A 25,546-nucleotide genomic window follows, 5' to 3' on the forward strand; every position below is an offset into this window, starting at 1 on the left:
TCATCACCCGCGCCGCGCCTCGGGCCGTGTCCCCCAACGGCCCGGGGCGCGGCGCTCTCGTATGCCCTGCGGGCAAGAGACGCACGAGGGCTTTCGGCAATGCCGTCCGCCCGGGGCGCGGGCCCGGGCGGACGGCGGATGTGCTGTTGGGTGCGACAGTGGATCAGGCCGCGGTGGCCTCCGACAGGCTCTCGTTGATGAAGGCCAGCAGCAGCCGCGGCGTGTGCGCCTCGGCGGCGGCGTCGTCGGAGATCCGGATGCCGTAGTCGAGCTCGATGCGGCCGGTGGTCTGCAGAACCGCCAGCGAGTCGTAGCCCAGCTCGACGAACGGGACGTCCATGACGTCACCGTCCAGATTCACCCCCTCCTCCTCGCCGGCGCACTCGCGCAGCAGCGCGGTGAGTTCGTTGAGCGTCATTTCAGCCATGGGAAACACCTTTCGGTACGGAGCCTGGTTGTCGGCAACCAGTGATGCGGAACGTCCAGCCGGAAAAGCTGTCTTGGGGCGGAGGCGACCGTCCGGTCACTCCGCGGCGGTCACCACAGCGGCGGCGTTGAAGCCACTGAAGCCACGGGCGAGCACCAGCGCGCTGCGCACCGGGCGGCCCCGGCGCGGTTCGGTGACCAGGTCGAGCGAGAGGTCATCGGCGGGCTCGGTGACATTGACCGTGGGCGGGATCACCGAGTCCCGGATGGACAGCAGCGCCGCCGCGAGATCGAGCGAGGCACCGCCCGCGGCGAGCCTGCCGGTCATGGTCTTGGGGGCGGTGACGGGCACCCTGCCCGGCCCGAAGACCGCGTTGAGGGCCTCGGCCTCCAGCCGGTCCAGCTCGGCGACGCCGGAGGCGTCGGCAAAGACCACGTCCACGTCCGCGGGCGTCAATCCCGCTTCAGCCAGGGCGAGTTCGGCGGCCCTGCGCAGCCCCGGCTCACCCTGGCGGCCGGGCCCCGGGTCGAAGGTGGCGGCGTAGCCCGCGAACCTGCCGTAGATGCGGGCGCCGCGCTCGCGGGCGGCCTCAGCGTCCTCCAGGACCAGGATGGCGCCGCCCTCGCCGGGCACATGGCCGTCGGCGCGGGTGTCGAAGGGCAGATACGCCTGCCGGGGGTCGTCCCGGGTGCTCAGGCGCCCGCTGGTGAGCTGCGCGGTCCAGCCCCACGGGCAGATCGCGCCGTCTACGCCGCCGGTGACCATCATGCGGCTGCCCCTGCGCAGCTGGCGGCGCGCCTGGGCGACCGCGTCCAGGCCGCCCGCCTGCTCGGTGACCAGGACGCCGCTGGGGCCGCGCAGCCCGTGCCGGATGGAGATCTGGCCGGTGTTGACTGCGTAGAACCATGCGAAGGACTGGTACGCACTGACGTGCTGGCCGCCCTTGCCCCACAGGGCTTCCAGCTCGCGCTGGCCGAACTCGAAGCCTCCCGCGGAGGCGGCGGTGACCACACCGGCCGCGTACTCCGGCAGCTCCTCCAGATCCACCCCGCTGTCCTCGACGGCCTCGGCCGCCGCGGTCAGAGCGAGCCGCGTCATGTGGTCGGTCTGAGGGATCAACCGACTGGGAATGTGCTCCTTGGCCTCGAAGCCGGGCACCTCGCCGGCGAGCTTGGCCGGATACTGGGAGGCGTCGAAGCGGCTGACCGGGCGGATGCCGCTCTCGCCCGCGAGGGTGGCGCCCCACCAGTCCTCGGTGCCGAGGCCGTTGGGCGCGGTGACGCCGATGCCGGTGAACACCGGGGCCGCGGTGCGCTGCTGCCCGGTCTCCCGCGTCGTGTGCTGTGTCGGTGCCACGGTGGTCATGCCGCCTCCCTCTTCTCCGGCCGGGTGAGAACCATGGCGCTCTGGAATCCGCCGAACCCGCTGCCGACGCTGAGCACCGTGTCGATGCGCGCCTCGCGGGCCGTGATCGGCGTGTAGTCCAGGTCGCACTCGGGGTCCGGCTCCTGCAGGTTGGCCGTCGGTGGGACGACGCCGTGCTCGATGGCCAGGGCCGAGGCGGCGATCTCCAGGGAGCCGATGGCGCCCAGCGAGTGGCCGACCATCGACTTGATGGAGCTGACCGGTACCTCGTAGGCGTGCCGGCCGAGGCTGCGCTTGAACGCGGTGGTCTCGTGCCGGTCGTTCTGCTTGGTGCCCGAGCCGTGGGCGTTGATGTAGTCGACCGCGGTCCTGTCAAGCCGGGCCTCGTCCAGACAGATGCGGATGGCCTCGGCCATCTCCTTGCCGTCCGCCCGCAGACCCGTCATGTGGTACGCGTTGGAGCGGGAGGCGAAGCCGGCGATCTCGGCGTAGACGCGGGCGCCGCGGGCGCGCGCCACCTGGAGCTCCTCCAGGACGAAGACGGCCGAGCCCTCGCCCAGCACAAAGCCGTTGCGGGTGCGGTCGAAGGGCCGCGAGGCGTGCTCGGGGTCGTCGTTGCGGGGCGTGGTGGCCTTGATCGCGTCGAAGCACGCCACCGAGATCGGCGAGATCGGGGCGTCGGTCGCCCCCGCGATCATCACGTCGGCGCTGCCCTCCCTGATCAGCTCGACGGCATGGCCGACCGAGTCCAGTCCCGAGGTGCAGCCGGTGGAGACCACCGCCGCCGGACCCTGCGCGCCCACGGCCCAGGCCACCTCGGTGGCGAAGGAGCTGGGCACGAAGTGGTTGAACAGGTGAGAGACGGCGTGCTCGTGGTCGACGTGCCAAGTGGAGCCGCTGTCACTGACCACCGCGTACTCGGTGTCCAGACCGGTGGTCGCGCCCACCGCGCTGCCGATGGTGACGCCCATGCGGAACGGGTCCTGCGCATCCAGGTCGAGTCCGCTGTCGGCGACCGCCTCGCGTGCGCTGACCACGGCGAACTGCGCGGCCCTGTCCATGCGGCGGATCTCGCGGGGGGTGAGCCCCGACCTGGCCGGGTCGAAGTCGGCCTCGGCCGCGATCCTGGACCGGAAGGAGGACGCGTCGAACAGGGAGATCGGACGGGTCGCGGTGCGCCCCTCGGTCAACAGCGACCAGAACTGCCGCGTCCCCCCGCTCCCGCCGGGGGCGACGACACCGATCCCGGTGATGACCACTCGACGGCTCATCGCTGCCCGCCCTTCCGGGGCCGCTCGGCCCGGATGTGGTGCCGGGTGCGCTCTGTCTTCACGACCGCATCCTCCCTCTCTGCTCGGTTCTTGGGGTTCCCGAAGGTGTTCGTGATCCCGAAGGTGCTTTCGACGGTGCGCCACGGCCCTCAAAAGGTGCTCGACTTCGGGCGGACGACCGCTGGGGACGCGTACGCCGACGCGTGCAGCTCCTCGCTCAGCAGTCTGGGCAGCTCCGCGTCGCGTACGAAGAAGTGGCCGCCCGCGACCGTGCGCAGCGCGAACCCGGCGGTGGTGTGCGCACGCCACTGCTCTGCCTTGTGCGCGGGCGCGATGGCGTCCTCGCGGCCCGCGACGGCGAGCACCGGCACGTGCAGCGGCTCACCCGCGGCCGTGCGCAGGGCGGCGGCCAGCCTCAGGTCGTCGCGGATCACCGGCAACGCCCTGCGGTGCCAGATGCCGTCCTCGTCCTCCTCGAGTGCCTCACGGGGCAGCTGGCCCTGGGCCACCAGCCGACACAGCAGCTCGTGGTCGGGCGCAGCCGTGGCGGGCAGCAGCGGGGAGGGCAGGTGCGGGGGAAGTACGGCGCCCAGCACCACGAGGTCGGGCTCCCGCAGGCCGAGCCGGGCAACGGCGCGGGCGAGGGTGTGGGCGACGAGTCCGCCCAGGCTGTGCCCGTACAGCGCGTACGGGCGGTCCAGCAACCGTCCGAGGGTGTCCAGCAGTTCCGCGGTCAGCCGGTCGGGTCCGGTGATCCTGGGCTCCGCGGCGCGGGCGTCGCGGCCGGGCAGCAGGACGGGCACCACCTCACGGCTCTCGCCGAACACCCGCTGCCAGCGCGCGAAGGAGCTGACTCCGGCACCCGCGTGGTGGAAGCAGAACAGGCGCGGGCGCGCGTCCCCGCTCATTCCTCCACCAGGGCCACGGCCCGCGTCCAGCCGGCTCCGGCGCCCGCGATCTTCACCGGGAAGCAGGCGACCTTGAAGCCGAACGGCTGTTCAAGCGAACCGAGTTGGGTCAGCCGCTCGATCTGGCAGTACTCGCGGCGGCGACCTGCGAAGTGCGCGGGCCACAGCACCGACCTGTCGCCGGTCTTCCGGTACCGCTCGATCATGTCGGTGAAGGGCGCGTCAAGGCTCCAGGCATCGGTGCCGATGACGCGCACACCGAGGTCGAGGAGGTAGTCGACGGCCGGTCCGTCCAGCCCGGCGAAGTCGGTGAAGTAGCGCGGGGTTCCGGCGTGCCGGGCGGCGCCGGTATGCAGCAGCACGATGTCCAGAGGGCGCGGCCGGTATCCGATCCGGTCGAGCTCCGCCTGGATCCGGTCCACGCCGATCACGCCGATGCCGGCGTCGGTCAGGTCCAGCACGACCGCGGGGCACAGGAACCAGTCCAGCGGCATCTGGTCGATGTGCCGCGGTACGCCGTACTCGCCGGCCGATCCGTAGTGCGAAGGCGCGTCCACGTGCGTGCCGGTGTGACTGGTGAGCGTGAGCGTGTCCAAGGAGAGCAGCTCGCCGCCGGGCAGCTCGGCCGGGTCGAATTCCAGGCCGAAGTGCTTGTGCATCTCCTCGCTCATATGGCGGGCGCCCTCGGCGGGCGTCATGATCTCGTGCGTGATCGGGTCCGGCTCCCAGCCGGAGGCGTCGATCGGCTGCGACAGGTCGATGATGCGCAAGTTGCCCCCACGTCCGGTGCGTCGAGTTCCGGCCGCGGGATACGGCGGAACGCCTTGCGAGCACTGTGGGAGCCGTAGCTGGAGTACGGATCGAGGCCCGGCCGCGGCCCCGTCCCCGGCGCACGGGCGCACGGGGAGCGGGGACCGGGGCCTCGGGGCTGCACCGGGTCAGGCGGCGTGCAGGTCGCCCAGGGGCCGGCACCCGGTGCCCGGCGCGTCCAGGGACGGATCGGCAGCAAGGATCGCCTGGTGCAGGCTCCGTACGTGCGCCGAGGGCTCCAGACCGAGCTCCTCCACCAGGCGCCCCCGCAGCCCCTGGTAGACCTCCAGCGCCCGCCAGCGGCGGCCCGAGCGGTAGAGGGCGGTCATGCACTGCGCGTGCAGGTTCTCGTGCAGCGGGTGCCGGCCGATGAGCGTGGTCAGCTCGGCCAGCAGTTGGCTGTGCCGGCCCAGCCGCAGGTCGGACTCGATGCGCCGCTCCAGCGCGCCGAGCCGGCTCTCCTCCAGCCGCGCCAGCTCGATCTCCAGGATCGGGCCGATGCGCACGTCGACCAGCGCGGGGCCGTGCCACATCGACAGCGCCTCGTCGTACGCGGCCGAGGCGGCCTCGTCCTCGCCGTTGTCGAACGCCTGACGGCCCGCGGCGACAAGTCGTTCGTACTCGTGCACGTCCACCGAGCCCTGCGGAACCCGGAGCAGATAGCCTCCGTGCCGGGTCACCAGGACGTCCTTGGCGCCGGCCGGCGCCTCGGGGCCCAGCGCCGCGGTGAGCAGCCTGCGCAGCTGGAGGATGTAGGTCTGCAGTGTGGTGAGCGCACTACGGGGCATCTCGGTGCCCCAGATCTCCTCCATCAGCGTCGGTACGGGCAGCACCTGATTCGCGTTCATCGCCAGCAGGGACAGGAGCTGGCGGGGCTTGCCGGCGTTGGGGGCGATGGAGACCGAGTTCAGCTCTGCGCTCAGCGGGCCCAGAAGTTTGATGTCCAAAGAGATCCTCCGAGATGCGGTCCGCGGGTGACTCCGCCGACGTCGTGGACGGCCGGTTCCAGCCGGACTTCATGACCGCTTGAGCATTTCGCGGGGCGCGGCCGGTTCCCAGTGCCGCAGTCCCGAACAGGGCACGCATGGTGCAGATGGCACCCATGAACTTTTCACCCCCGGCGCATGAGGCCGGCACTGGCCCAGGGCCGTGCGGCGCCAGCAGACTTCTTCCTGTCACCGCAGCTCACGGACCCAACCGGCCCGCGAGCAGCATCGGTTGACCGTTGACCGCTCACCGCCTTTGAGGAGAAGAAGATGGCTCTGCAGACCCTGTGCGCGACGGACGACTGCGACGACCTGGTGATCGAGGACCTCCTCCACGGCTCACACTGGGAGCCGCCCACCGACGCCTTCGTGTGCTGGGCGGACGCGCCGTCCTCAGCCCCCGCCGGGCAGGTCGGCCCGCTCGCCCACCGTGTGGCCTGATGACCGCGCCCGCGCCTTCCGCCACCGGGACCTACCTGGGCTTCAAGCCGCATCTGCGGGTCGAGGCGGTCCCGGGTGAGGCCGTGTATCTGATCTCGGACCAGCGCGTGACCGCCCTGCGCGGCGAACAGGTCGCGCAGCTGGCCCCGCTGCTGGACGGCACCCGCCGCCGGGACTCGGTCCTGCGGGAGGCCGCGGGCACCATGCCCACCGAACAGGCCGACAGGCTGGTGGCCCGGCTCACCCGGGCCGGCCTGCTGGCCGAGCGCCCCGCCTGCCCGGCCCCCGAGGCGGCCCCCGAGCACGTGTACTGGGAGGCCGCGGGCCTGGCAGGGGCCGCTGCGGCGGACCGGCTGCGGACCTCGACCGTGCACGTCACGGCCGTGGGCCGCGCCGACGCCGGCGAGCTGCGGCGCGCGGCCGAGGCCGCGGGCCTGCGCACCGCGCCCGCCGCCCAGTCCGGCGATGCGGACCTCACGCTCGTGCACTGCGAGGACTACCTGGACCCCGCTCTCAAGGCCCTCGACGCCGAACACCGGGCGGCGGGCCGGCGTTGGCTGCCGGTGAAGTCCGGCGGCACGCAGACCTGGATCGGCCCGTTCTTCGGCGCCGCCGACGGGCCCTGCTGGTCCTGCCTGGCTGACCGGCTATGGCGGGGCCGCTGGGTCGAGGCACACGTGCAGCGCATGCTGCACCGCTCGGGGCCGCTGCCGCGGCCCTCCTGCGCGCTGTCCGCCAGTCGGCTGGCCGGGCTGCACCTGGCGGTCCTGGAGGCAGTCAAGTGGCTGGGCGGCCACCGCCATGCGGGCCAGCGGCAGCTGTGGACGCTGGACGGCCTGGAGCTCGCCGGCGAACGCCACCCCGTACAGCGCCGCCCGCAGTGCCCCGCCTGCGGCGACCCCGAACTGATGCACCGTCAGGTCCACTCCCCCGTCACCCTCGCCCCGCGGCCCAAGCAGGACGTCGGCGGGGGCGGCCACCGGGCACTGACAGCCCAACAGATGCTGGAGCGGTACAGGCACCTGGTCGACCCGCTCACCGGGCTGATCAAGGAGATCCGCCGGGACCCGCGCGGCCCCGCCTTCCTCAACTCCTTCCACGCCGGCCACAACCCGGCATCCGGCACGCGCGGCCTGACCTCCTTGCGGTCCGGGCTGCGCAGCACCAGCTCCGGCAAGGGCACAACACCCTTGCAGGCCAGGGTGGGCGCGCTCGGCGAGGCGATGGAGCGGCACTGCGGCCACCTCCAGGGCGACGAGCCGGTCTGCCGGGCGTCCCTGCGCGAGCTGGGCGACGAGGCCGTCCACCCGGACAGCGTGCAGCTGTACGACCCGCGCCAGTACCGCGACCGGCACCGCTGGAACGCGGAGCACAGCCATTTCCACCACGTCGGCGACCCCTTCGACGAGAACGCCGAGATCGAGTGGACGCCGGTGTGGTCGCTCACCTCCCGCCGCCACCGGCTGCTGCCCACCTCCCTGCTCTACTACGGCTCCGCGCAGCTGGCCGCGGGCCGCTACTGCCACGCCAACTCCAATGGCACCGCCGCCGGCGGCAGCCTGGAGGAGGCGGTGCTCCAGGGGTTCCTGGAACTCGTGGAGCGGGACGCGGTGGCGCTGTGGTGGTACAACCGCACAGCGCAGCCGGGCCTCGACCTGGACTCCTTCGCCGACCCCTGGATTGCCGAACTGCGTACCGTGCACGCCTCGTTGCACCGTGAGATCTGGGCCTTGGACCTCACACCGGACCTCGGCATCCCTGTCTTCGCCGCGCTGTCCCGGCGCACCGACAAGCCCGCCGAGGACATCGTGCTGGGCTTCGGCGCCCACTTCGACCCCCGCATCGCGCTGCGCCGGGCCCTGGCCGAGACCAACCAGCTCCTGCCGCCGGTGCTCGGCGCCCGCCCCGACGGCAACGGTTACGCCATCACCGACCCCGAGACGCTGAGCTGGATGCGCACCGCCCGCACGGACAACCAGCCCTATCTGCTGCCCGACCCCGCCGCGCGCGCCGTACGCCCGGCCGACCATCCCTACGTGCCGCGGTCCGACCTGCTGGAGGACATCGCGGCCGCCGAGGACGTCGTCGCCCGGGCTGGTCTGGAACTCCTCGTCCTCGACCAGACCCGCCCCGACGTGGGGCTGCCCGTGGTCCGGGTGATCGTGCCGGGCCTGCGCCCCCACTGGGCCCGCTTCGCCCCCGGCCGGCTCTTCGACGTCCCCGTGCGGCTGGGCAGGCTCTGTGCCCCCACGCCGTACGAGGACCTCAACCCCGTCCCCCTCTTCCTCTGACCCCGACCGCCCCGGCCCCGACCGGCCCCGCTCCGGGCGTCGTACGAGAACTGAAAGCGGAATCGACCCTTGCTGATCGGCCACCTTGCCGGGCCCCAGCTCAGCGAGCTGTGGTCCCTGCGCGACGACACCTTCCTCGACTTCGACTTCGACTGCGACGCGTCCGATCCGCCGGGCCCCGTCGTGCTCGACACGCGCTGGGGCGAGCTGCGGCTCGCGACCCCGGGTACGGCGGTCAGGGAAGCGCTGCGCCGGATGCTCATCGGCCCCGTCTCGCTGCGCAACGTCGTCGCGGACTTCCCCGAGAGCGGGATCGTCGCCCCCGGTACGGCGATCAGCGCGGAGGCGATCGAACTGCTGGGGGTGCTGCGCAAGATCCAGCAGGTAGTGGTGCGCACCATCGCCGTCGGCTCGCTTCCGCTGCTGTCGGTCGTGCCCCTGTCCCCGCGGGCCAGGTTCGCGCCGCTGCCGTTGCCCGGGGACCTGCCGGCGCGGCTGTCCCGTTTCACCGTGCTCCGCTGTGCCCAGGGCGGGCTGTACCTGGAGTCCCCGCGGTCCCACCACCGCGCCGAGCTGATGCGCCCCGAGGCGGCCGTGCTGCTGAGCAAGCTCGTCAGTACGCCCCAGGACGCGGCCGTACCCGAGGAGTTGCACGTCCCCGCCCTGCCCGACGCCGTCGTGGACACCGCCCTGTCCTACCTGGCCGCGGCCGGCCTGGTCGTCTTCACCGCCCCCGGCCACGGCGGCGGCCCCGATACGCCGCCCGGGTTCAGCAAAGACCACGACCCGGCGCTCTCGGTCGACGACCAGGCCCGGGCCGGGTCCGGGCCGACGGACCCGCCCGAGCTGCTGATCACCGTCATCGCGCGACGCTTCCGCCGTGTGTCCTGCACGTTCAGCGGCGCCGCCCACGCCAAACTCCTCAAAGCATGGGCGAGTTACTGATCGATTCGCCCGCCCTTACCGAGGGTCGGGTCATGTCAAACACCGAACCGTGCCAATCCTTCACCATGCTTCGACCATGAAGATGTCTCGGCATGGCGAGTCGGTGCTGCACGTGGATAGCCTGCACCACGAGTCAGCAGTTACTCGGCGGCCGCCCTCCGGCCGGCCGCCGGACATGTCACGGGGGAGCGACGCACATCATGGAATCCGGCTTTCTGCCGAAGACTGCACCCATCACCTCTCGAGTCAACAACGTCAAGAGCCTGGCCCCGAAACTCGCCATCACCATCACGACGGTGGTGCTGGGCGCTTTCTGCTTCGTCGCGGTCACCTACGAATTGAGCGCCCGCCCCTCCCTTGGCGCATGCGTCGAAGCCATGGTGCTGCTGCTGCTGATATTCGTGATCCAGCTGCAGATCTCTTTTCCCCGGTTCCTACCGGGACTCGGCCGGCACCGGCTGATTCTGGTGTTCCTGCAAGCCCTGCTGACCTATGTGCCCTTCCTCACCTTCAAGCAGGCGTGGCTGCCGCTGCCGGGGCTGCTGTCCGGCTCCGTGCTGCTGGTGCTGCCCGATGTCCTCGCCTGGCCGTTCTTCGTGCTGATCGTGGCCGGCACCGACGTGCTGCAGTTCTTCGTGGGACTCGGCTGGCGCGAAGTGTCCTACACCACCGTCTCCACCGTCCTGACGGGCCTGGTGGTCTTCGGACTGTCCCGCCTGACCGACATGGTCGCCGAGGTCCACCGGTCCCGCGCGGACCTGGCGCGGCTGGCCGTGGACCAGGAGCGGCTGCGCTTCGCCCGCGATCTGCACGATCTGCTCGGCTACAGCCTGTCCACCATCACCCTCAAGTGCGAGCTGGCCTACCGCCTGCTGCCCGGGCAGACCGGGCGCGTGCAGCAGGAGCTCACCGAGATCCTGCACACCTCCCGCCAGGCGCTGTCCGACGTGCGGGCGGTGGCCTCCGGATACCGCGACATGAACCTGTCCACGGAGGTGGCCGACGCCGAGTCCATGCTCGCCGCCCTGGACATCGCCACCACCGCCCGCATCGAGTCCGGGCCCCTGCCGCGCGACGTGGACACCGTACTGGCCACCGTCCTGCGCGAGGGCCTGACCAACATGCTGCGGCACAGCAACGCCTCGCGCTGCTCGATCACTTCGCTGCGCCGCGGCCGCACCGTCACCTTCCGGCTGGCCAACGACGGCGTGGACGGGCGTACGGTGCGCCTTCAGCCAATGGCGTCCGAGGAGGGCAACGGCAACAGCGGTATCCGCAACCTCTCCACCCGCGTCGAGGCGCTCCGGGGCACCCTCACCGCAGGGAGCCGCTACGACGGCTGGTTCGAGCTGCAGGCCGTTGTCGAACTCCCCCATCAGGACCTGGAAAAGGGCGGCCCCGACGATCGCGTCGAGGCCGGTGATCCCCGACCCGGCGCCGGTGTGCACAGCGGCTGACCGGGTGCCCCGCGGGTCACAGCCAGCCGGCCTCACGGGCGATGCGGATGGCGTCCACGCGGTTGCGGGCGTTGAGCTTGTTGACCGCGGCCGTCAGGTAGTTGCGTACGGTGCCCGGCGACAGGAACAGCGTCGCCGCGATCTGCCGCGCCTCCTCGCCCTGCGCCGCCAGTCGCAGCACCTCCAGCTCCCGGCTGGTCAGCGTGGTGCCCTCAGGCTCCAGCGCGGCCAGCGCCAGCGACGGGTCCACCACGCGCTCACCGGCCGCCACCGAGCGGATCGCGGCGATGAGCCGCTCCGGTTCCGTGTCCTTGAGCAGGAAGCCGAAGGCGTGCGCGGCCACCGCGCGGCGCAGGTTGCCGGGGCGGCCGAGGCTGGTGAGGATGAGGGTGCGGCAGTCGGGGACCGCGGTGTGCAGCTCGTCCGCCGCGGTGATCCCGTCGGTACCCGGCAGGTCGATGTCCAGCACGGCGACGTCCGGCCGCACCTCCTTGGCCCGCGCCACGATGTCGCTGCCATTGGAGAGTTCGGCGACCACCGCGATGTCGGACTCCAGTTCGATGAGCGCCACCAGGGCCCTACGGAGCATGTGCAAGTCTTCGGCTATCAGAACCCTGATCATTCTTCTCCCCCATGGTGCGGAGTTCCGCGGCGTTACGGTCGGCCATTATGATCACTTCCGATCACCGTGGAGCAACGTCGCTCGCCCCAACCCCTTCCCTGCCCAGCAGATCCACCACCTGCCCCAGGAAGCCCTCGTCCAGCATCGTGCCGACCGAGGTGTCCTCCCCCCCTCCGTGGCCCGCGTCCTGACACGCGATGCTCACCAGATACCGGTCGTCGGACGTGAGCCCGCCGTTCAGCTCCACTCCGTACGTGCCGAACGACCACTCCCCGTACGATGCCGCTTCCCCGTCCGGCGTCTGCAGCTCGCGCCCTCCCGGGCCGAAGCCGAACTGGGTGAATCCCATCCGCATCCCCTGCCCCAGCGCCTTGGTGTACGCCTCCTTCAGCGTCCACGTCCGCAGCAGCTCCGCCTCCTGCTCGGGCCCCGGCAACCCGGCGAGCATCCTTTGCTCCGCCGCCGTGCACATCTGCCGGTGCACCTCCGAGTACCGCAGCCTGCGCCCCGCCAGCTCGGTGTCCACCCCGATCCTGCCGAGCCTGTTGAGGCCCACCACGACCAGGTCCAGGGTGTGGCTGAGGCTGACGTCGATCTGGTCGCAGCCGCGCAGATACGGCCTGCCGCCGGGCTTGTACGCCAGTTCCACAGCGTCGGGCGGCACCTGGAGCGCGGTGCTCGCGGCATGCCGTACGAGCATCCTGGAGACCGCGAAGCGGTATCTGACCTCGGGTCCGGCCAGGGCGTTGAAGCGCTGCCAGTCGCGGTTGCCCAGCAGCGAGCGCAGTTCGGGCCCGGCGGCCACCGCGGACTGCCACTGCCGCCAGTTCGCGCACACCACCGCGTTGCCGAAGAACGCCACGGATTCGCGCACCCGCAGCCAGGGGCCGTCCGGGCCCTCCATGAGGATCGGCGCGGTGACCGAGCCGCGCGCTGCCATCAGGCCGCACTCCGTGTCCGTCCGTGCCCGTCCGGCGCCAGGCCGTGCAGGTCGTAGGCACGTCCGGTACGGCAGCGGGCCACCGCCTCGCCGTACACGCGCTCGACACAGTCCGGCGGTGCCTCGGGGATCCTGAGGCCCAGCCGGCCGGCGAGCCTGCCGAGCGCCAGGACCAGCCACGCCGGGTCGGCGAGGAAGGGGTCCGTGCCGTCCAGGCGTACCCAGTGGCCGAGCGCGGCCCCGGCCGCCGCCACCAGGATGTAGCGGTCCGCGAGCGCGGCCCACTGCGCACTGGCCGCGAGCGCCCGGCTGTCCGGCGGCGCCGTACGGAACCGGCCGCGCAGCACAGCCAGTTCGGCCTCGAACGCCTCGGCGACGGTGACCAGGGCCGCACGGGTCGCGTCGTCCCCGTGGCGCGTGTGCGTATCGCCGCCGTCTCGCAGCCGGCGCACCGCGCCGAGCAGCGCCGCGACGAGTTGGTCCTCGCCCCCGGCCACCGCCAGCGACTCCGGTGCGAGCGGCGCCAGCGGCTGCCGGTCCGCGAAGAGCAGGTCCGGCGGGTCCTGCGTGACCCCCCACGACCGCCGTGCGAGCAGCGGGAGCTGGGGTATGAGCACCGCCTGACAGGCCGCCGTGCCCATGTGCCCGAGCCCGGCGGCGGGCAGATCGCGCAGCAGCTTCTGCAGGAATCCCTGCGCGCTGTCGCGGCGGTAGCCCGAGGAGCCGATCACCGTGCCCAGCTCCTCCAGGTCCTCCCGTACGAGATCGGGCACGAGGTACTTCACCGCGGCGGCCCCCAGGTGGCCGCTGTCCGGGACGAGGTGCAGCGAGCGCAGCACCGCCGTCGCCATCGTGTCGCACAGCAGGAGGTCGGCGAACACCGATGCCAGCACGGCCCGTTGGCGCCTACCCGCGCCGCCCTCTTGGTCCGAGGCGCGTACAGCGGCCCGCAGTACGGTGTCGGCGGCGCCGAGCACCACCGAGGAGACCAGCGAGCGGTTGAGCTGGAAGGTACGCAGCGCCAGCCGCATGCCCTCGCCCAGCTCCCCCACCAGGGCACCGGCCGGCAGCCGGCAGTCCTGGAGCTCCAGTCCGGCGAACCGACAGCCACGCATCCCGGTGCTCAACTGCCGTGGAAGCACGCGCAGTCCGCCGCGTGCCACCTCGTCGGGCTCCAGCAGAAGCACGGAATGACTGGCCGGCCCCCTTCCCTCTCCCGTTCTCGCGTACACGACGAACGCCCCCGCCCGCTCGGCGTTGACCACGCCGTCCTTGCGGCCGCTGAGCACGAATCCGCGCTCGTCGCGGCGGGCCGCGAGTTCGCCCTGCCACATGATGTTGCCGTGCGCGAGACTGTGGTGCACGATCCCCGCCCGGCCGCCACGTCGCATCAGTTCCGCGAGCCGCGCCCGCTGCCCTTCCGAACCCGCGGCCCAGACCGCCGACGCGGCGAACAGGGACGTGATCCCGTATCCGAATCCCAGCGCCACATCGCGGCGGAACACCGGGCGCAGCACCCGGGCGAGCACATCGGCCCGTGCCAGCCGCCCGCCGAGCGCCACGGGTACGAACTCGGCGCCGAACCCGACGGCGTCCAGCCGCCGTTCGGCCTCGGCCGGCAGCTCGCCTCTCTCGTCCGCCGCCAGCAGGGCGGCGAATCCGACCGGGTTCGCGGCGTCGTCCGGATCCCCGAATGCGTTCTCCACTTCCGTGATCCTGCGCCGCACGCCGGCTTCGGCTTCCGTCATTCTCCCGCTCACCAGACATTCCTCGTCGGAAGCCAATCGCAGCACCTCGCCAATTCCCGCCCGATTTCCCGCTCCCATTCGCTCAGCGGGACATCGGACCGCAGTCTCTCCGGATGCCCGGGCAGCGGCCCGGCCCCCGGCTCACCGCCCCCGGGAATTGGGCCCACCAGCGCCTCCCCGAACACCACCAGTCCGCGCCACACGCCCTTCGCGCCGCGTGCGATCCCGAGCGCCACCAGTCGCCCGATGCACTTGACGACCAACCGACTCACCCCCAACCCGAAACGACCCCGCCACCCTCCCTCCCTCCACTGGACCCCCACTCGACCCGGGCAGCCTTCCAGTGCCAGGGGCACAGCCTCCGCACGTACCCTGCGCGCGTGCTCTGATCGAAGGTGACAACAGCGGCGTCGCCGCTGCGCCGCTGGTGGGACTCGTCGAGGCCATGGGGATCGACGCCGAGTGGACCGGGGACGACCGTGTGCCGGTCGCCGAGGTGATCACCGCCGAGCCCGGGCGAGGCGCTCACCGAGCTGCCCGGAACGCTGGTGCTCGCCATCGGCGCACGCGGGGACGAGCTCGTCACCGTTGTGGAGGCGGCCGCACGGGCGGGGGCCGTGGCCGTCGCGGTACCCCCTCGGCACCGGTCTTCACCCGCCCCGCCGAACTCCTGACCGGCCCGATGCCACGGCACGCGACCTCTTCGTGCAGCCCGACGGGAGCACCTCAGCGCCCCAGGTGCGCTTCCCCGTCACGCCGCCGCGCCTGGACCACCCACCGCTGGGACGACCGCTCCACCAGGCGACCATGACGAGACGGCGGTCGACGAAGCGGCGTAGCCGCTCCCCCGCGTGCCGGACTCATCCAGCACGCTGCGGACTCTGCGCGGACCGCAAAGGCCGCCCAACCCACTCCGCCGCAGGTCAGACGGCCTTTCGCCAGACGTATTAGACGTTGAAGCGGAACGTGGACCATTCCTCGCGTGCGCCTCCCCCGCCATCCGACCGGAGGCCCGGTGACCATTCCTGTGCCTCGCCGCTGAGGTCAATCCCACCAGAAGTCCCAGCAATTCATGCCGACGATGCTCTCGGCGTAGGCGGCCAGGGTGTAGGGACGGGAGCCCTGCCAAATGTTGTCCGGGCAGAAGGCGAAGTGCTCGGCGGCGACCAAGAGGGCATCCTCGGTAGTCATCGGGGGTGCCGCGACACTGAGATGGAGGGTGCTGAAGCCGATGGCCACGACGCGCGCGCCGAAGCGGCGCTCCCAGTCGCGTACGACGGCGGAGAACTTGGCCGTGTCGTTGTCGTAGTTGGCGGGACCGTTCCAGCCGACGGCGGTAAGTGCGTCCGCACCGCAGGCAGCGGCGACGAGCCCAAGCCTCGACCGAGGATGCTGATCGGCGAAGACCCGCGCGTACTCTGCGGCCATCTCATCAGCACCTGTCACGGGCTCTTGGCTGCGGGCGCGACTTGGCCAGGCCTGGCCGAACGGTGCGGTGACGGCGAGACGCTTCTCGGGCATGAGGAGGTCATCGTCGTCGTCGGTACTCGTGTACACCTTCCACCACTGCGCCAGGAGAACCGTCGGGTCGTACTCGTCGGGTGACGACATCCGCTCGGGAGACAGCTCGCCGGACGCCCAGGGCCGGAATGCGCCGTCGTTCGGGTCCTCGGCGTCAAGAAGGAGAGGCCACAGGCCCGAGGCGCTGTGCTCGGCGCACAGGTGAGCCCACAACTCAGCGGAAGCCGGGGTATCACTCAGCCACAGCGGTTGCATGTCGCCGTCACCCTCATCAGAGGTAATCATCGGCCCTTCAGGAGCGGGACAGCTACGGAGGCGAGGAGTTCAGGATTCACAGGCGGATGCTAGTTCGAGGGTCTGACATCTGGGGGGCACACCCGTTGGTGATCGTTCACTCCTGTTCAGGTGAGGTACTGGGTGAACACGCCGGCAACGGCAGTGGCGAGGGTGATCACAGCGGCGAAAGCGGCGGCTGCACGCATCACAGCGGCCGGGTATGTGGCGCCATCGAGGCGGGCCAGTGTGCCCGTGGCAGCGGCGGCCAAGAGTGCGAACACAACGGTCACGGCGGCGGTCAGTAGGACGACGGCGACATGGGTCACGACATTCTCCCTGCACACGGTGGGATGTTGATGTGACCGAAGTTCGCCGAAGCGATGTTCGCCGTGGTTTGGCCGGACGATGATGAACATCGGCGAACACATGCGACTGGGGGCCTGATGCCTAGCGAGAAGCCCGGTGGAGGGGAAAGCCCGCTGACCAAGCTGCGTGACAAGCTCAGCGATGGACTGGCTCGCAAAAGGCTGACCAAGACACAGCTCGCTGCCCAGTCAGGGCTGAGTCGCACGACCATTCAGGAAGCGTTCCGGGAGGATGGGGCTGTCCCGTCGGCTGAAACAGTCGTGGCGCTGGCGCGAGCGCTCGGGGTGTCAGAAGCGGAGCTGCTGGATCTGCGACGTAGGGCTGCCGCTTACCCGATCGGTTCGGTGCTCGGGCACGGCAAGGGACCTGGCAGGCCGATCGGACAGTGGGATCCGCACGACCTGGAGGTTCATCCATCCGGGTCCGCCGCAGCGGCCAGCTCGGTGCGGGCGTTGTCCGGCTACGTCCGCCGTGCGCACGACCAGGTATTGGCTGAGGCGGTGAGCGAGGCCATGGAAGGCCGCAGCCGGATGTTGGTCCTGGTCGGCTCGTCGTCCACAGGCAAGACACGGGCCTGCTGGGAGGCTGCTCAGCCGCTTGCTGACGAGGGGTGGCAGCTCTGGCACCCCTACGACCCAACCCGCGCAGAAGCGGCGCTCGCCGACCTCGAACGTGTCGTGCCTCAAACGGTCGTGTGGCTTAACGAAGCCCAGCACTACCTCGGTAACCCTCAAGTAGGCGAGCGCATCGCAGCCGCCCTACACACCCTCCTCACCGACTCCAGCCGCGGACCGGTCCTCATCCTCGGAACCCTCTGGCCCGAATACGAAGGCCAATACAGCGCCCTGCCCAGACCTGGCAGCCCAGACCCGCACAGCCGAGCCCGCGAGCTGCTCGCTGGCCGCACAGTGGCTGTCCCCGACACCTTCAGCCAGGACGCACTCCGAACAGCCACGATCCTCGCCCAGAACGGTGACCGGCTGCTAGCGGATGCTCTTTCCCGCGCTGGCACTCACGGCCGCGTCGCCCAAGACCTCGCTGGCGCCCCCGAACTCCTGCGTCGCTACGAGCATGGCGCCCCGGCCGTTCGGGCACTGCTGGAAACCGCGATGGATGCCCGCCGTCTCGGGGTGGGGCTCCACCTTCCCCAAGCGTTCCTCACTGACGCCGCCGCCGACTATCTCACTGACGACGACTGGGACCGACTCACCAACGACTGGGCAGAAGCCGCCTACGCGGACCTCGCCCGCCCCGTCCACGGCAAGCAGGTCCCGCTCGGCCGGACAAACCCCCGACCCGCGCGTCGTCCTCCGATTGATCCGACGCCGGCAAGTGCTGCGCCCCCACCAACGGGTCCTATGCTCCGCCTCGCTGACTATCTCGAACAGCACGGGAGGACGGCCCGCCGTCTACTGTGCCCACCAGCATCCTTCTGGCACGCGGCTCACGCCCATCTCACTCACCCTGACGACCTCAACAACCTCGCTGAAGCCTCCGAGGACATGGGCCGTGCACAATGGGCCCACCACCTCCGCCTCCGAGCTGCCGAAGCCGGACACTCCGGCGCCATGATCAAAGTGGCCTGGGCGCGGGAGCGCGCCGGGGACCCGGAGGGTGCCGAATCCCTGTTCTGGCGAGCTGCGGACGCGGGGAACCCCAGGGGCCTGAAGTTCTTGGGCCAGAGGCTGGAGATGGCCGGGGATCGGGAGGGTGCCGAGCCCTTTTACCGACAGGCCGCCGACGCAGGTGATCCAGATGCGATGCGCGGTCTGGCCCGGCTGCGGGAACGGGTTGGAGACTTGAAGGGAGCCGAGGCTCTTTACCGGCGAGCCGCTGCTGCCGGTGACCCCAATTCCCTGTCCACCCTGATGATGATGCGGGAGCACGCCGGAGACCGGGAAGATGCCGAAGCCATCGCCCGGGAAGCCACCGACGCTGGCGATACCTTGTGCTTCGAGATCCTCGCGGAAATGCGGGATGAAGCCGGGGACTGGGAAAGCGCCGAAGCCATCGCCCGGGAAGCCGCCGACGCCGGGAACATTCTCCCTCTGTTGCAGCTTTGGCGATCGCGGCTTGACGGTGGCGACTTGGAGGGCGCCGAATCTGCCTTCCGGCAGGCCGCTGAGGCCAACGGCGGACACACCCCGGCCCACTTGGCACGAACGCGGGAGCAGGCCGGGGACCGAGAAGGCGCCGAATCCCTTGCTTTGAAGGCTGCCGATGCCGGAGATTTCTACATCCTGCGCGACCTGGAGCGAATGCGGGACGAGGCCGGGGACGAGAAGGGCCTTGACGCCCTCTACCGACACGCCGCCGACGCCGGCCACATCCGCTCACTGTTGGGCCACGGAAGGTGGCAGTACGGGCTGGACCCGGACGGTTCACCCTCATCTCCGCGGATCTCGGAATAGGGACAGCAGTTCGACCATCGGGGATCCGTGATGGCTCACTCGGTCCGCACCACCAACGCGAACGATGTACACATGCGTCGGAAGCTCCCATGCCCCGTCCGGCCGGTGTGGCTCATGCACTCGACGTCCACGGTCGCGCCCTCCATCGACGGCTGCGCCGACCATCCGCACTCGTAGGCCAGGCATTCCGCCTCGAACGTCACGTCCGTGCCAGGGTGCTGAGTAATCTGGTGCTCTACGTAGCGCAGGACAGAGCGGCTCATGGCCTCCTCCGACCACGTGTTCGGTGCGGGTGGTTGCGGATCTCCACGTCCGCGTCCGTCGCTGCTGACAGGTCGCCCCTGTCGCGCGCCGCCTGGCGCTGCGAGACCAACGCCGCGCACACCCCGCAGCCGGGCGCAGGATCAGGCGGAGTCCGGGGCAGAGACAAATGCACCGGGCCACTCATCGTCGTTTTCGGATTACTCACGCTTGCCGCCTCCCCGACCGAATGTCCCGAGCGAGCAACCAGTTTCATCGGGCGAGCCGGAGGGGCCCAGGTTTATTGGCGTTGTCGGGTAAAGATCACGGCCCAGTCGTTCAGAAGTGAACGGCAATCGTCACCCCACACGGCGTATCCCTCGTACCGCTCGAAGTCCTCCCGGTACACGTTCACGTCCCGATGGTCCCGAAGTATCAGGGCCCCTGTTCCTGTCTCCACGGTGGCCAGGCGACGGTCATAAACGGTGAACGTGTTGAGGGGCCGCTCTGGAATGTGTCCACCCAAGGGGATCACACCCAACCGCACATTCGGGATACGGGACACAGAGACGAGCCGGTCCATCTGCATGGCCATTTCCAGGGGAGGAAGCAGCGGCCATCTGACGGCCTGTTCCGTCAGCAGGAACGTGAACCGCTTCTCCGGATTGACCAGGACGCTCTGCCGCTCCAGCTTCTTCGCGATGGTCTTGGTCTGGTCTCCAGGAACATCAGCGATGCTCGCGCGCACGTACTCAGGCGTGGCGAGCAGGCCGGTAATCATGGAGAGCAGGAAATAGCGGAACTCTGTGGAGACCGCCTCAAGCCTGGCCAGTTCGTTCTGCTTCTTGTCCAGGCCCCTGCGGCGTGAGCTCCAGTGGTCCTGCCACTCCGTGTTCGCGGAGCGGGCGAGAGCAAGGATCTCAGCCGCCAGAGGCCCTTCCGCTCCGAGGGCATCAAGGATCAGCTCTACGTCGACTATGGCGGGGGTGAGTTTCCCGCTCTCGATATTGCTGATCTTTGTCTGGCTCATGTTGCAGCGCTTCGCGAGCCGGACTTGAGTCCAGCCGGCCCGCTTGCGCTCGTTCTTCAGGACCGCCGCTAGGTCTGACCTGGATTGACCTAGGGTTTCTGGCTCAAAGCTCAAGGCCCTTCACGTACTCCTCAAAGGGAACCGACTTGGCTACCGCGATCCTCTGGTATTCGACGAACGGCGCCGTATCGCCCTCGTACACTTCGCGGCTGATCTGCCTACCGTCCGGGTGGTAGTTCATAAGAACCACTTCGGAGTGATCGAACATCCAGAAGTCCTGTGCGCCCTCAAGGGGATTGAGTCTGTCCGTCACATCGAGGATGCGGATCTGCTCACCGGCCAAGGCATGGGCCTTGTAGTAGTGGTGGAACTCGAATCGCAGGTATTCAGAGAGAGGGCGGGTCACGACGTGGACGCGGCCCTGCGTACGCCCCTCTGCCGCCTGTCGGCGTAGCCGATCCGTGTACTCGTTCGCCACGGTCTCCGGGTCGATACGGGCCCCGGAACGGAACGCCGCGAACTCCTCTTTCTCCTGCGGCATGAGGTACTGCGGCAACGTCTCAAGACGCCACGCCTCTCGCGTGAAGCGCTCGAACCGCGCCGCCCACGCCTCACCAGCCAAGAGCACGGAAAGCCTCCCTCAACGTCTGCTCCGGGATCTCCACGAGCCCTTCCCCTTCGGGAGCGGTGAACGCATTGGACACGTCGCCCTGGACGACGAACGAGCCGGACGCGGTCTGGTAGACGTTCGGGCAGTCGTCCTTGCCGCACTCGCCGTTCCCGTTGCCGGTCAGCCGGGTCAGTTCCTCACGAGCCATGGTGAAACCCCCTGTCCCGCGCCCCTCGTGGGGCGGCATCACGACCGTACGGAGGGGGCGCTGTCGCCGTCCATGCGGTCACACGAATATTCGCGTTGTCGCATAAAGAGGGGCCATTCCCGGAGGCCCGAAGCAACATCGTCAGGACGCGGATGGCTCCGCCAACAGCACAACACGATCGCTCTGGACCTCGAATCCAAGTACGGGATGGCTGCCGTCGCCGCCCTCGGCATCCATCAGCACCGGCTTCCCCAACCGCCGTCCGATGGCAGTGAGGAACCCGCAGAACAAGTCGAGTCGCTCCTGCCCCTGGAGTTCCCGCAGGTCGACATCAAAGTCGATCTCGTCTGCCGAGTAGAAGCGGAAGATCACCAGCACCTCGGGGGCCAGCCAGACCACCAGTTGCGGACACTCCGCGTCAGCCTGGCGGGACAGAACTACCTCCGCCCGAGGCACAGGAAGCACTGACTCTCCTTCGGAGTACTGGCACTTCCATCCGCTCACGTCAACAAGGTCGAGGACAGCCTGCCAGTCCGCGACCGAGGCCCCAGGAACGAGCACGTCCGGCAGCGCACCCATCAGATCAGGGTCGAAGAACCCTCTGACGTCATCCCACACCAGGTCAGCCACTCCCCCATCCTGCCCGGCGCCCCTTCCCCATGCGTACCGGGTTTCCCGTGCCCCTCCCCAGGTGCGCCCCTCGTTCTGTCCGGCCTCACACGGCACCCCGGAAACCCCAGCTCAAAGCACGTACAGACCCGCCCCGAGAGTCAGCACCACGTCAGCACACGGCCAGGAAACAGGCTGATCCAGCCGGAGAAAGCAGGAAGGGGCCAGACCCTAAGATCTGGCCCCTGACCTGGGGTTTTATTGTCTGACCAGCACCTCAGCCGATCATGGCGTCAGCCCGTCACACGTTGAAGCGGAACTCCACCACGTCGCCGTCCTGCATCACGTACTCCTTGCCCTCCATGCGCGCCTTGCCCTTCGCGCGGGCCTCCGCGACCGAGCCCGTCTCCACCAGGTCCGCGAAGGAGATGACCTCCGCCTTGATGAAGCCCTTCTGGAAGTCGGTGTGGATCACGCCGGCCGCCTCGGGGGCCGTGGCGCCCTTCTTGATCGTCCAGGCGCGGGACTCCTTGGGGCCTGCGGTGAGGTAGGTCTGCAGGCCGAGAGTGCGGAAGCCGACGTGGGCCAGGGTCGCCAGGCCCGGCTCCTCCTGGCCGACGGACTGGAGGAGTTCCAGGGCCTCGTCCTCGTCGAGCTCGGCGAGGTCCGCCTCCAGCTTGGCGTTCAGGAAGATCGCCTCGGCCGGGGCGACCAGGGCGCGCTGCTCCTCCTTGAAGGCGTCGTCCGTCAGCTCGTCCTCGTCGACGTTGAAGACGTAGAGGAACGGCTTCGTCGTGAGCAGGTGCAGGTCGTGCAGCAGCTCGGCCTTCTCGGAGCCCTGGAGGATGCCCTGCGAGAAGAGGGTGTCGCCCCGCTCCAGGATCTCCTTCGCCGCCTCGACGGCCGCGACCTTCGGCGCCACGTCCTTCTTGATGCGCGCTTCCTTGGCCAGCCGCGGCAGGACCTTCTCGATCGTCTGCAGGTCCGCGAGGATCAGCTCGGTGTTGATGGTCTCGATGTCGTCCTTCGGCGAGACCTTGCCGTCGACGTGCACGACGTTCTCGTCCTTGAAGGCGCGGATGACCTGGCAGATCGCGTCCGACTCGCGGATGTTCGCCAGGAACTTGTTTCCCAGGCCCTCGCCCTCGCTCGCACCGCGCACGATGCCCGCGATGTCGACGAAGTCGACCGTCGCCGGGAGGATCCGCTGCGAGGAGAAGATTTCGGCCAGCTTCGTGAGGCGGGGGTCCGGGACGCCGACGACGCCCACGTTCGGCTCGATCGTGGCGAACGGGTAGTTGGCCGCCAGCACGTCGTTCTTGGTCAGGGCGTTGAACAGGGTCGACTTGCCGACATTCGGCAGACCGACGATTCCGATCGTGAGCGACACGTTGGCGACTTCCTGAGTGGAGAGTGAGGACTGGCGGGGGCCGTACGGCCCGGCATGGGCGGGCCGATCCACCAGTTTACGGGCGGGCCACGCCGGACAGCGACGGCCGCCGGGGGTCGAACGGAGGGCCAAGGTCGCCCAAAGGGCGTGTCTGGTACCTCCCTACCGGCTCCCGGCAACCTACGTTGGTCGATGTGGAGCAGCCCAGAACTCGTCGCCCCCAGCCCCGGCAGCGTCCGCAGGGCACCCTTCCCGCCCGGGGTGCGCTCGCCGACGGCACCGTCTACCCGGTGCCCGCCCGGCCCCCGCGGCCGGTGCCGCCGGTCGTGCTCGCGCTGCGCCGACTGCCGAATCCCCGGCTGACGGGGCTCGGCGCCGGGCTCTTCGGGGCCGCGGTGATGCTGGCGCTCGGCAGCCTGGACTGGCTGCTCCTGGACGGCTCGGCGGTGGCGTACGGGCTGCTGTTCCTTCCTGTGAGCGCGCTGACCGCGCTGTGGGTGCGCGAGGCCGACCTGGTGATGGCCCCGGTCATCGTGCCGATCGCCTTCGCCGTGGGGATCGTGCCGATCTCCGGCGGCGACGGCGGCTTCGGCGGGCAGACCATGGCGGTCGTCACCGCCCTCGCCGTGCACGCCGGCTGGCTGTACGGCGGGACGCTGATCGCCGGGCTGATCACCTGCGTGCGCAAGGTACGGGCGATGGGGCGGCGACGGCGCCGGACCCGTCCCGGCGGGCCGGGGCAGCCGGGCGGGGCCGCCCGCCAGGACTGACCCCCGGCGCCGACGGGCGGTGTCGCCTCAGCGCCCCGCAGCCGCCATCGCCGCCCCCACGATGCCCGCGTTGTTCTGCAGCTCCGCGGGGACGATCTCCGCCCGCACGCCCTCGATCAGCGGCAGGAACTTCTCCGCCTTGCGGCTCACCCCGCCGCCGATGACGAACAGCTCCGGCGAGAACAGCATCTCCACGTGCGCCAGGTACTTCTGGACCCGGCGCGCCCAGTGCGCCCAGCTCAGGTCCTCGTCCTCCTTGGCCTTCGTGGAGGCGCGCTTCTCGGCGTCGTGCCCGTCCAGTTCGAGATGGCCGAGCTCGGTGTTCGGGACCAGACGGCCGTCGACGAAGAGGGCGCTGCCGATGCCCGTACCGAACGTCAGCAGGATCACCGCGCCCTTGCGGCCGCGGCCCGCGCCGAACGTCATCTCCGCCACACCCGCCGCGTCCGCGTCGTTGAGCACGGTCACCGGCAGCCCGCCGAGGCGGTCGCCGAGGAGGCGTGCCGCGTCCTGGTCGATCCAGCCCTTGTCGACGTTGGCCGCGGTGCGGGTGACGCCGCCGGTGACGACGCCGGGGAACGTGATGCCGACCGGCCCTTCCCAGCCGAAGTGGGTGACCACCTCGGCGACGCCGTCGGCCACCGCGTCCGGTGTCGCGGGGTGGGGCGTCAGCACCTTGTGGCGCTCCGCGGCCAGGTCGCCCCTCTCCAGATCCACGGGAGCGCCCTTGATCCCGGAACCGCCGATGTCCACTCCGAAGACGTTCATGGACACCACGTTAAGGGGGCGAGCGGAGCGTGACGAGCGTGTCGGGGCGACGGCCGGCGGCTACTGGCCCGACAGCTCTGCCGCCTCCGCGCGCAGGTCGCGGCGCAGCTCCTTGGGGAGCGAGAACGTGATCGACTCCTCCGCGGCCTTGACGATCTCGACGTCCTCGAAGCCGCGCTTCGACAGCCACTCCAGGACGCCCTCGACGAGCACCTCGGGCACGGAGGCGCCGGAGGTGACTCCGACCGTGGAGACGCCCTCGAGCCACGCCTCGTCGATCTCCTCGGCGAAGTCGACCAGGTGCGCGTCACGGGCGCCGGCGCCGAGCGCCACCTCGACGAGCCGCACCGAGTTCGACGAGTTCTTGGAGCCGACGACGATGACGAGGTCGGCCTCGGCGCCCATCTGCTTGACGGCGGTCTGGCGGTTCTGCGTCGCGTAGCAGATGTCGTCGCTCGGCGGGGAGATCAGGCCGGGGAACTTCGTCTTCAGGGCGTCGACCGTCTCCATCGTCTCGTCGACCGAGAGCGTGGTCTGGGAGAGCCAGACGACCTTGTCGGGGTTGCGGACCTCGACGTTCGCCACGTCGTCGGGGCCGTCGACGAGCGTGATGTGGTCGGGCGCCTCGCCGGAGGTGCCGATGACCTCCTCGTGGCCCTCGTGGCCGATCAGGAGGATGTCGTAGTCCTCCTTGGCGAACCGCACGGCCTCCTTGTGGACCTTGGTGACCAGCGGGCAGGTCGCGTCGATGGTCGCGAGCTTCCGCTCGGCGGCCTCCTCGTGCACGATCGGCGCCACGCCGTGGGCGGAGAACATGACGATCGATCCCTCGGGGACCTCCGCCGTCTCGTCGACGAAGATCGCGCCCTTCTTCTCGAGGGTCTGTACGACGTACTTGTTGTGGACGATCTCGTGGCGTACGTAGATGGGCGCCCCGTACTGCTCCAGGGCCTTCTCCACGGCGATCACGGCACGGTCCACGCCCGCGCAGTAGCCGCGGGGGGCGGCGAGGAGGACGCGTCGGGCAGGCGGCGTAGCAGTCATGCGTCCCATCGTAAGGCCGCCCCCACAGGCGGGTGATCGCCTGTGGACAGCTCACCGGCGGGACATCGGGGCCCTGACGGCGTTCGTCCCGC

The 25,546-nt window shown here is 70.1% G+C and carries 26 protein-coding genes; 6 read left to right on the top strand and 20 right to left on the bottom strand.

What is annotated here, in order from left to right; all coding sequences use genetic code 11:
- Positions 1–163: 163 nt before the first annotated feature.
- The 6 genes from QFZ82_RS14970 to QFZ82_RS14995 all read right to left on the bottom strand — a co-directional run bounded on the left by QFZ82_RS14970 (position 164) and on the right by QFZ82_RS14995 (position 5,728).
- On the bottom strand, positions 164–427 hold the full coding sequence (locus QFZ82_RS14970; RefSeq protein ID WP_307713653.1) for an acyl carrier protein: 264 nt from the start codon (positions 425–427) through the stop codon (positions 164–166).
- A 96-nt stretch (positions 428–523) separates the two neighbouring features.
- Positions 524–1,792 carry a ketosynthase chain-length factor gene (locus QFZ82_RS14975; RefSeq protein ID WP_307713654.1) on the bottom strand — a complete coding sequence of 423 codons (1,269 nt, stop codon included), beginning with the start codon at positions 1,790–1,792 and terminating at the stop codon, positions 524–526.
- Positions 1,789–3,063: a beta-ketoacyl synthase gene (locus QFZ82_RS14980; RefSeq protein ID WP_307713655.1), complete on the bottom strand. Its 1,275-nt coding sequence runs from the start codon at positions 3,061–3,063 to the stop codon at positions 1,789–1,791. The genes QFZ82_RS14975 and QFZ82_RS14980 overlap by 4 nt, the downstream gene beginning before the upstream one ends.
- A gap of 149 nt (positions 3,064–3,212) precedes the next feature.
- Entirely contained in the window at positions 3,213–3,971 is a 759-nt protein-coding gene (locus QFZ82_RS14985) for a thioesterase II family protein (protein ID WP_307713656.1), read from the bottom strand.
- Positions 3,968–4,741 (bottom strand): cyclase family protein, encoded by a 774-nt coding sequence (locus QFZ82_RS14990; protein WP_307713657.1) that lies wholly within the window; start codon positions 4,739–4,741, stop codon positions 3,968–3,970. The genes QFZ82_RS14985 and QFZ82_RS14990 overlap by 4 nt, the downstream gene beginning before the upstream one ends.
- A 168-nt stretch (positions 4,742–4,909) precedes the next feature.
- Positions 4,910–5,728: an AfsR/SARP family transcriptional regulator gene (locus QFZ82_RS14995; protein WP_307713658.1), complete on the bottom strand. Its 819-nt coding sequence runs from the start codon at positions 5,726–5,728 to the stop codon at positions 4,910–4,912.
- A gap of 309 nt (positions 5,729–6,037) precedes the next feature.
- Between QFZ82_RS14995 and QFZ82_RS15000 the strand changes: the two genes are divergently transcribed.
- The 4 genes from QFZ82_RS15000 (at position 6,038) to QFZ82_RS15015 (ending at position 10,901) form a co-directional block, all read left to right on the top strand.
- Positions 6,038–6,208, top strand: coding sequence for a hypothetical protein (locus tag QFZ82_RS15000; RefSeq protein WP_307713659.1), 171 nt, complete (start codon positions 6,038–6,040; stop codon positions 6,206–6,208).
- The gene (locus QFZ82_RS15005; protein WP_307713660.1) at positions 6,208–8,499 is read left to right on the top strand and encodes a TOMM precursor leader peptide-binding protein; all 2,292 of its coding nucleotides are present in this window, start codon (positions 6,208–6,210) and stop codon (positions 8,497–8,499) included. The genes QFZ82_RS15000 and QFZ82_RS15005 overlap by 1 nt, the downstream gene beginning before the upstream one ends.
- A 69-nt stretch (positions 8,500–8,568) precedes the next feature.
- Entirely contained in the window at positions 8,569–9,444 is an 876-nt protein-coding gene (locus QFZ82_RS15010; RefSeq protein WP_307713661.1) for a hypothetical protein, read from the top strand.
- 200 nt (positions 9,445–9,644) lie between these two features.
- Complete coding sequence (locus tag QFZ82_RS15015) at positions 9,645–10,901, top strand: sensor histidine kinase (protein ID WP_307713662.1); 1,257 nt, start codon at positions 9,645–9,647, stop codon at positions 10,899–10,901.
- Between the two features lie 16 nt (positions 10,902–10,917).
- On the opposite strand, the gene QFZ82_RS15020 is transcribed toward QFZ82_RS15015, so the two are convergent.
- The 6 genes from QFZ82_RS15020 to QFZ82_RS15040 form a co-directional block, all read right to left on the bottom strand.
- Positions 10,918–11,523 (bottom strand): DNA-binding response regulator, encoded by a 606-nt coding sequence (locus QFZ82_RS15020; protein WP_307713663.1) that lies wholly within the window; start codon positions 11,521–11,523, stop codon positions 10,918–10,920.
- Positions 11,524–11,584: 61 nt separating this feature from the next.
- Entirely contained in the window at positions 11,585–12,463 is an 879-nt protein-coding gene (locus tag QFZ82_RS15025) for a 4'-phosphopantetheinyl transferase superfamily protein (RefSeq protein ID WP_307713664.1), read from the bottom strand.
- Positions 12,463–14,211, bottom strand: coding sequence for an acyl-CoA dehydrogenase family protein (locus QFZ82_RS15030; protein ID WP_307713665.1), 1,749 nt, complete (start codon positions 14,209–14,211; stop codon positions 12,463–12,465). Before QFZ82_RS15030 ends, QFZ82_RS15025 begins: the two co-directional genes overlap by 1 nt.
- A gap of 8 nt (positions 14,212–14,219) precedes the next feature.
- The gene (locus QFZ82_RS39780; protein WP_373429282.1) at positions 14,220–14,567 is read right to left on the bottom strand and encodes a DUF6059 family protein; all 348 of its coding nucleotides are present in this window, start codon (positions 14,565–14,567) and stop codon (positions 14,220–14,222) included.
- A 688-nt stretch (positions 14,568–15,255) separates the two neighbouring features.
- Positions 15,256–15,987 carry a DUF4253 domain-containing protein gene (locus tag QFZ82_RS15035; protein WP_307713666.1) on the bottom strand — a complete coding sequence of 244 codons (732 nt, stop codon included), beginning with the start codon at positions 15,985–15,987 and terminating at the stop codon, positions 15,256–15,258.
- 146 nt (positions 15,988–16,133) lie between these two features.
- Positions 16,134–16,424: a hypothetical protein gene (locus QFZ82_RS15040; RefSeq protein ID WP_307713667.1), complete on the bottom strand. Its 291-nt coding sequence runs from the start codon at positions 16,422–16,424 to the stop codon at positions 16,134–16,136.
- A gap of 27 nt (positions 16,425–16,451) precedes the next feature.
- Here QFZ82_RS15040 and QFZ82_RS15045 point away from each other — a divergent pair, with 27 nt between their 5' ends.
- Complete coding sequence (locus QFZ82_RS15045) at positions 16,452–18,785, top strand: helix-turn-helix domain-containing protein (RefSeq protein ID WP_307713668.1); 2,334 nt, start codon at positions 16,452–16,454, stop codon at positions 18,783–18,785.
- A 35-nt stretch (positions 18,786–18,820) separates the two neighbouring features.
- Here QFZ82_RS15045 and QFZ82_RS15050 read toward each other — a convergent pair whose 3' ends face one another.
- From QFZ82_RS15050 to ychF, 6 genes are all read right to left on the bottom strand, one after another.
- Complete coding sequence (locus QFZ82_RS15050) at positions 18,821–19,048, bottom strand: hypothetical protein (RefSeq protein ID WP_307713669.1); 228 nt, start codon at positions 19,046–19,048, stop codon at positions 18,821–18,823.
- A 278-nt stretch (positions 19,049–19,326) separates the two neighbouring features.
- Positions 19,327–20,169, bottom strand: a complete 843-nt coding sequence (locus QFZ82_RS15055; protein WP_307713670.1) for a helix-turn-helix transcriptional regulator — start codon at positions 20,167–20,169, stop codon at positions 19,327–19,329.
- Complete coding sequence (locus QFZ82_RS15060; protein WP_307713671.1) at positions 20,159–20,683, bottom strand: DUF6879 family protein; 525 nt, start codon at positions 20,681–20,683, stop codon at positions 20,159–20,161. Before QFZ82_RS15060 ends, QFZ82_RS15055 begins: the two co-directional genes overlap by 11 nt.
- A complete protein-coding gene (locus QFZ82_RS15065) occupies positions 20,667–20,873 on the bottom strand; it encodes a hypothetical protein (RefSeq protein ID WP_307713672.1) in 207 nt (68 codons plus the stop codon). Before QFZ82_RS15065 ends, QFZ82_RS15060 begins: the two co-directional genes overlap by 17 nt.
- Before the next feature lie 141 nt (positions 20,874–21,014).
- On the bottom strand, positions 21,015–21,503 hold the full coding sequence (locus QFZ82_RS15070) for a hypothetical protein (RefSeq protein WP_307713673.1): 489 nt from the start codon (positions 21,501–21,503) through the stop codon (positions 21,015–21,017).
- A gap of 280 nt (positions 21,504–21,783) precedes the next feature.
- Complete coding sequence (ychF, locus tag QFZ82_RS15075; protein ID WP_307713674.1) at positions 21,784–22,872, bottom strand: redox-regulated ATPase YchF; 1,089 nt, start codon at positions 22,870–22,872, stop codon at positions 21,784–21,786.
- A gap of 194 nt (positions 22,873–23,066) precedes the next feature.
- Between ychF and QFZ82_RS15080 the strand changes: the two genes are divergently transcribed.
- On the top strand, positions 23,067–23,642 hold the full coding sequence (locus QFZ82_RS15080; RefSeq protein ID WP_307713675.1) for a DUF6542 domain-containing protein: 576 nt from the start codon (positions 23,067–23,069) through the stop codon (positions 23,640–23,642).
- 27 nt (positions 23,643–23,669) lie between these two features.
- Here QFZ82_RS15080 and ppgK read toward each other — a convergent pair whose 3' ends face one another.
- Both ppgK and QFZ82_RS15090 read right to left on the bottom strand, forming a co-directional pair.
- Complete coding sequence (ppgK, locus tag QFZ82_RS15085) at positions 23,670–24,410, bottom strand: polyphosphate--glucose phosphotransferase (RefSeq protein WP_307713676.1); 741 nt, start codon at positions 24,408–24,410, stop codon at positions 23,670–23,672.
- Positions 24,411–24,470: 60 nt separating this feature from the next.
- On the bottom strand, positions 24,471–25,463 hold the full coding sequence (locus QFZ82_RS15090; RefSeq protein ID WP_373429283.1) for a 4-hydroxy-3-methylbut-2-enyl diphosphate reductase: 993 nt from the start codon (positions 25,461–25,463) through the stop codon (positions 24,471–24,473).
- Positions 25,464–25,546 lie beyond the last annotated feature (83 nt).

Origin of the sequence: Streptomyces sp. V4I23 (genome assembly GCF_030817975.1) — a bacterium.
Lineage (GTDB): Bacteria > Actinomycetota > Actinomycetes > Streptomycetales > Streptomycetaceae > Streptomyces.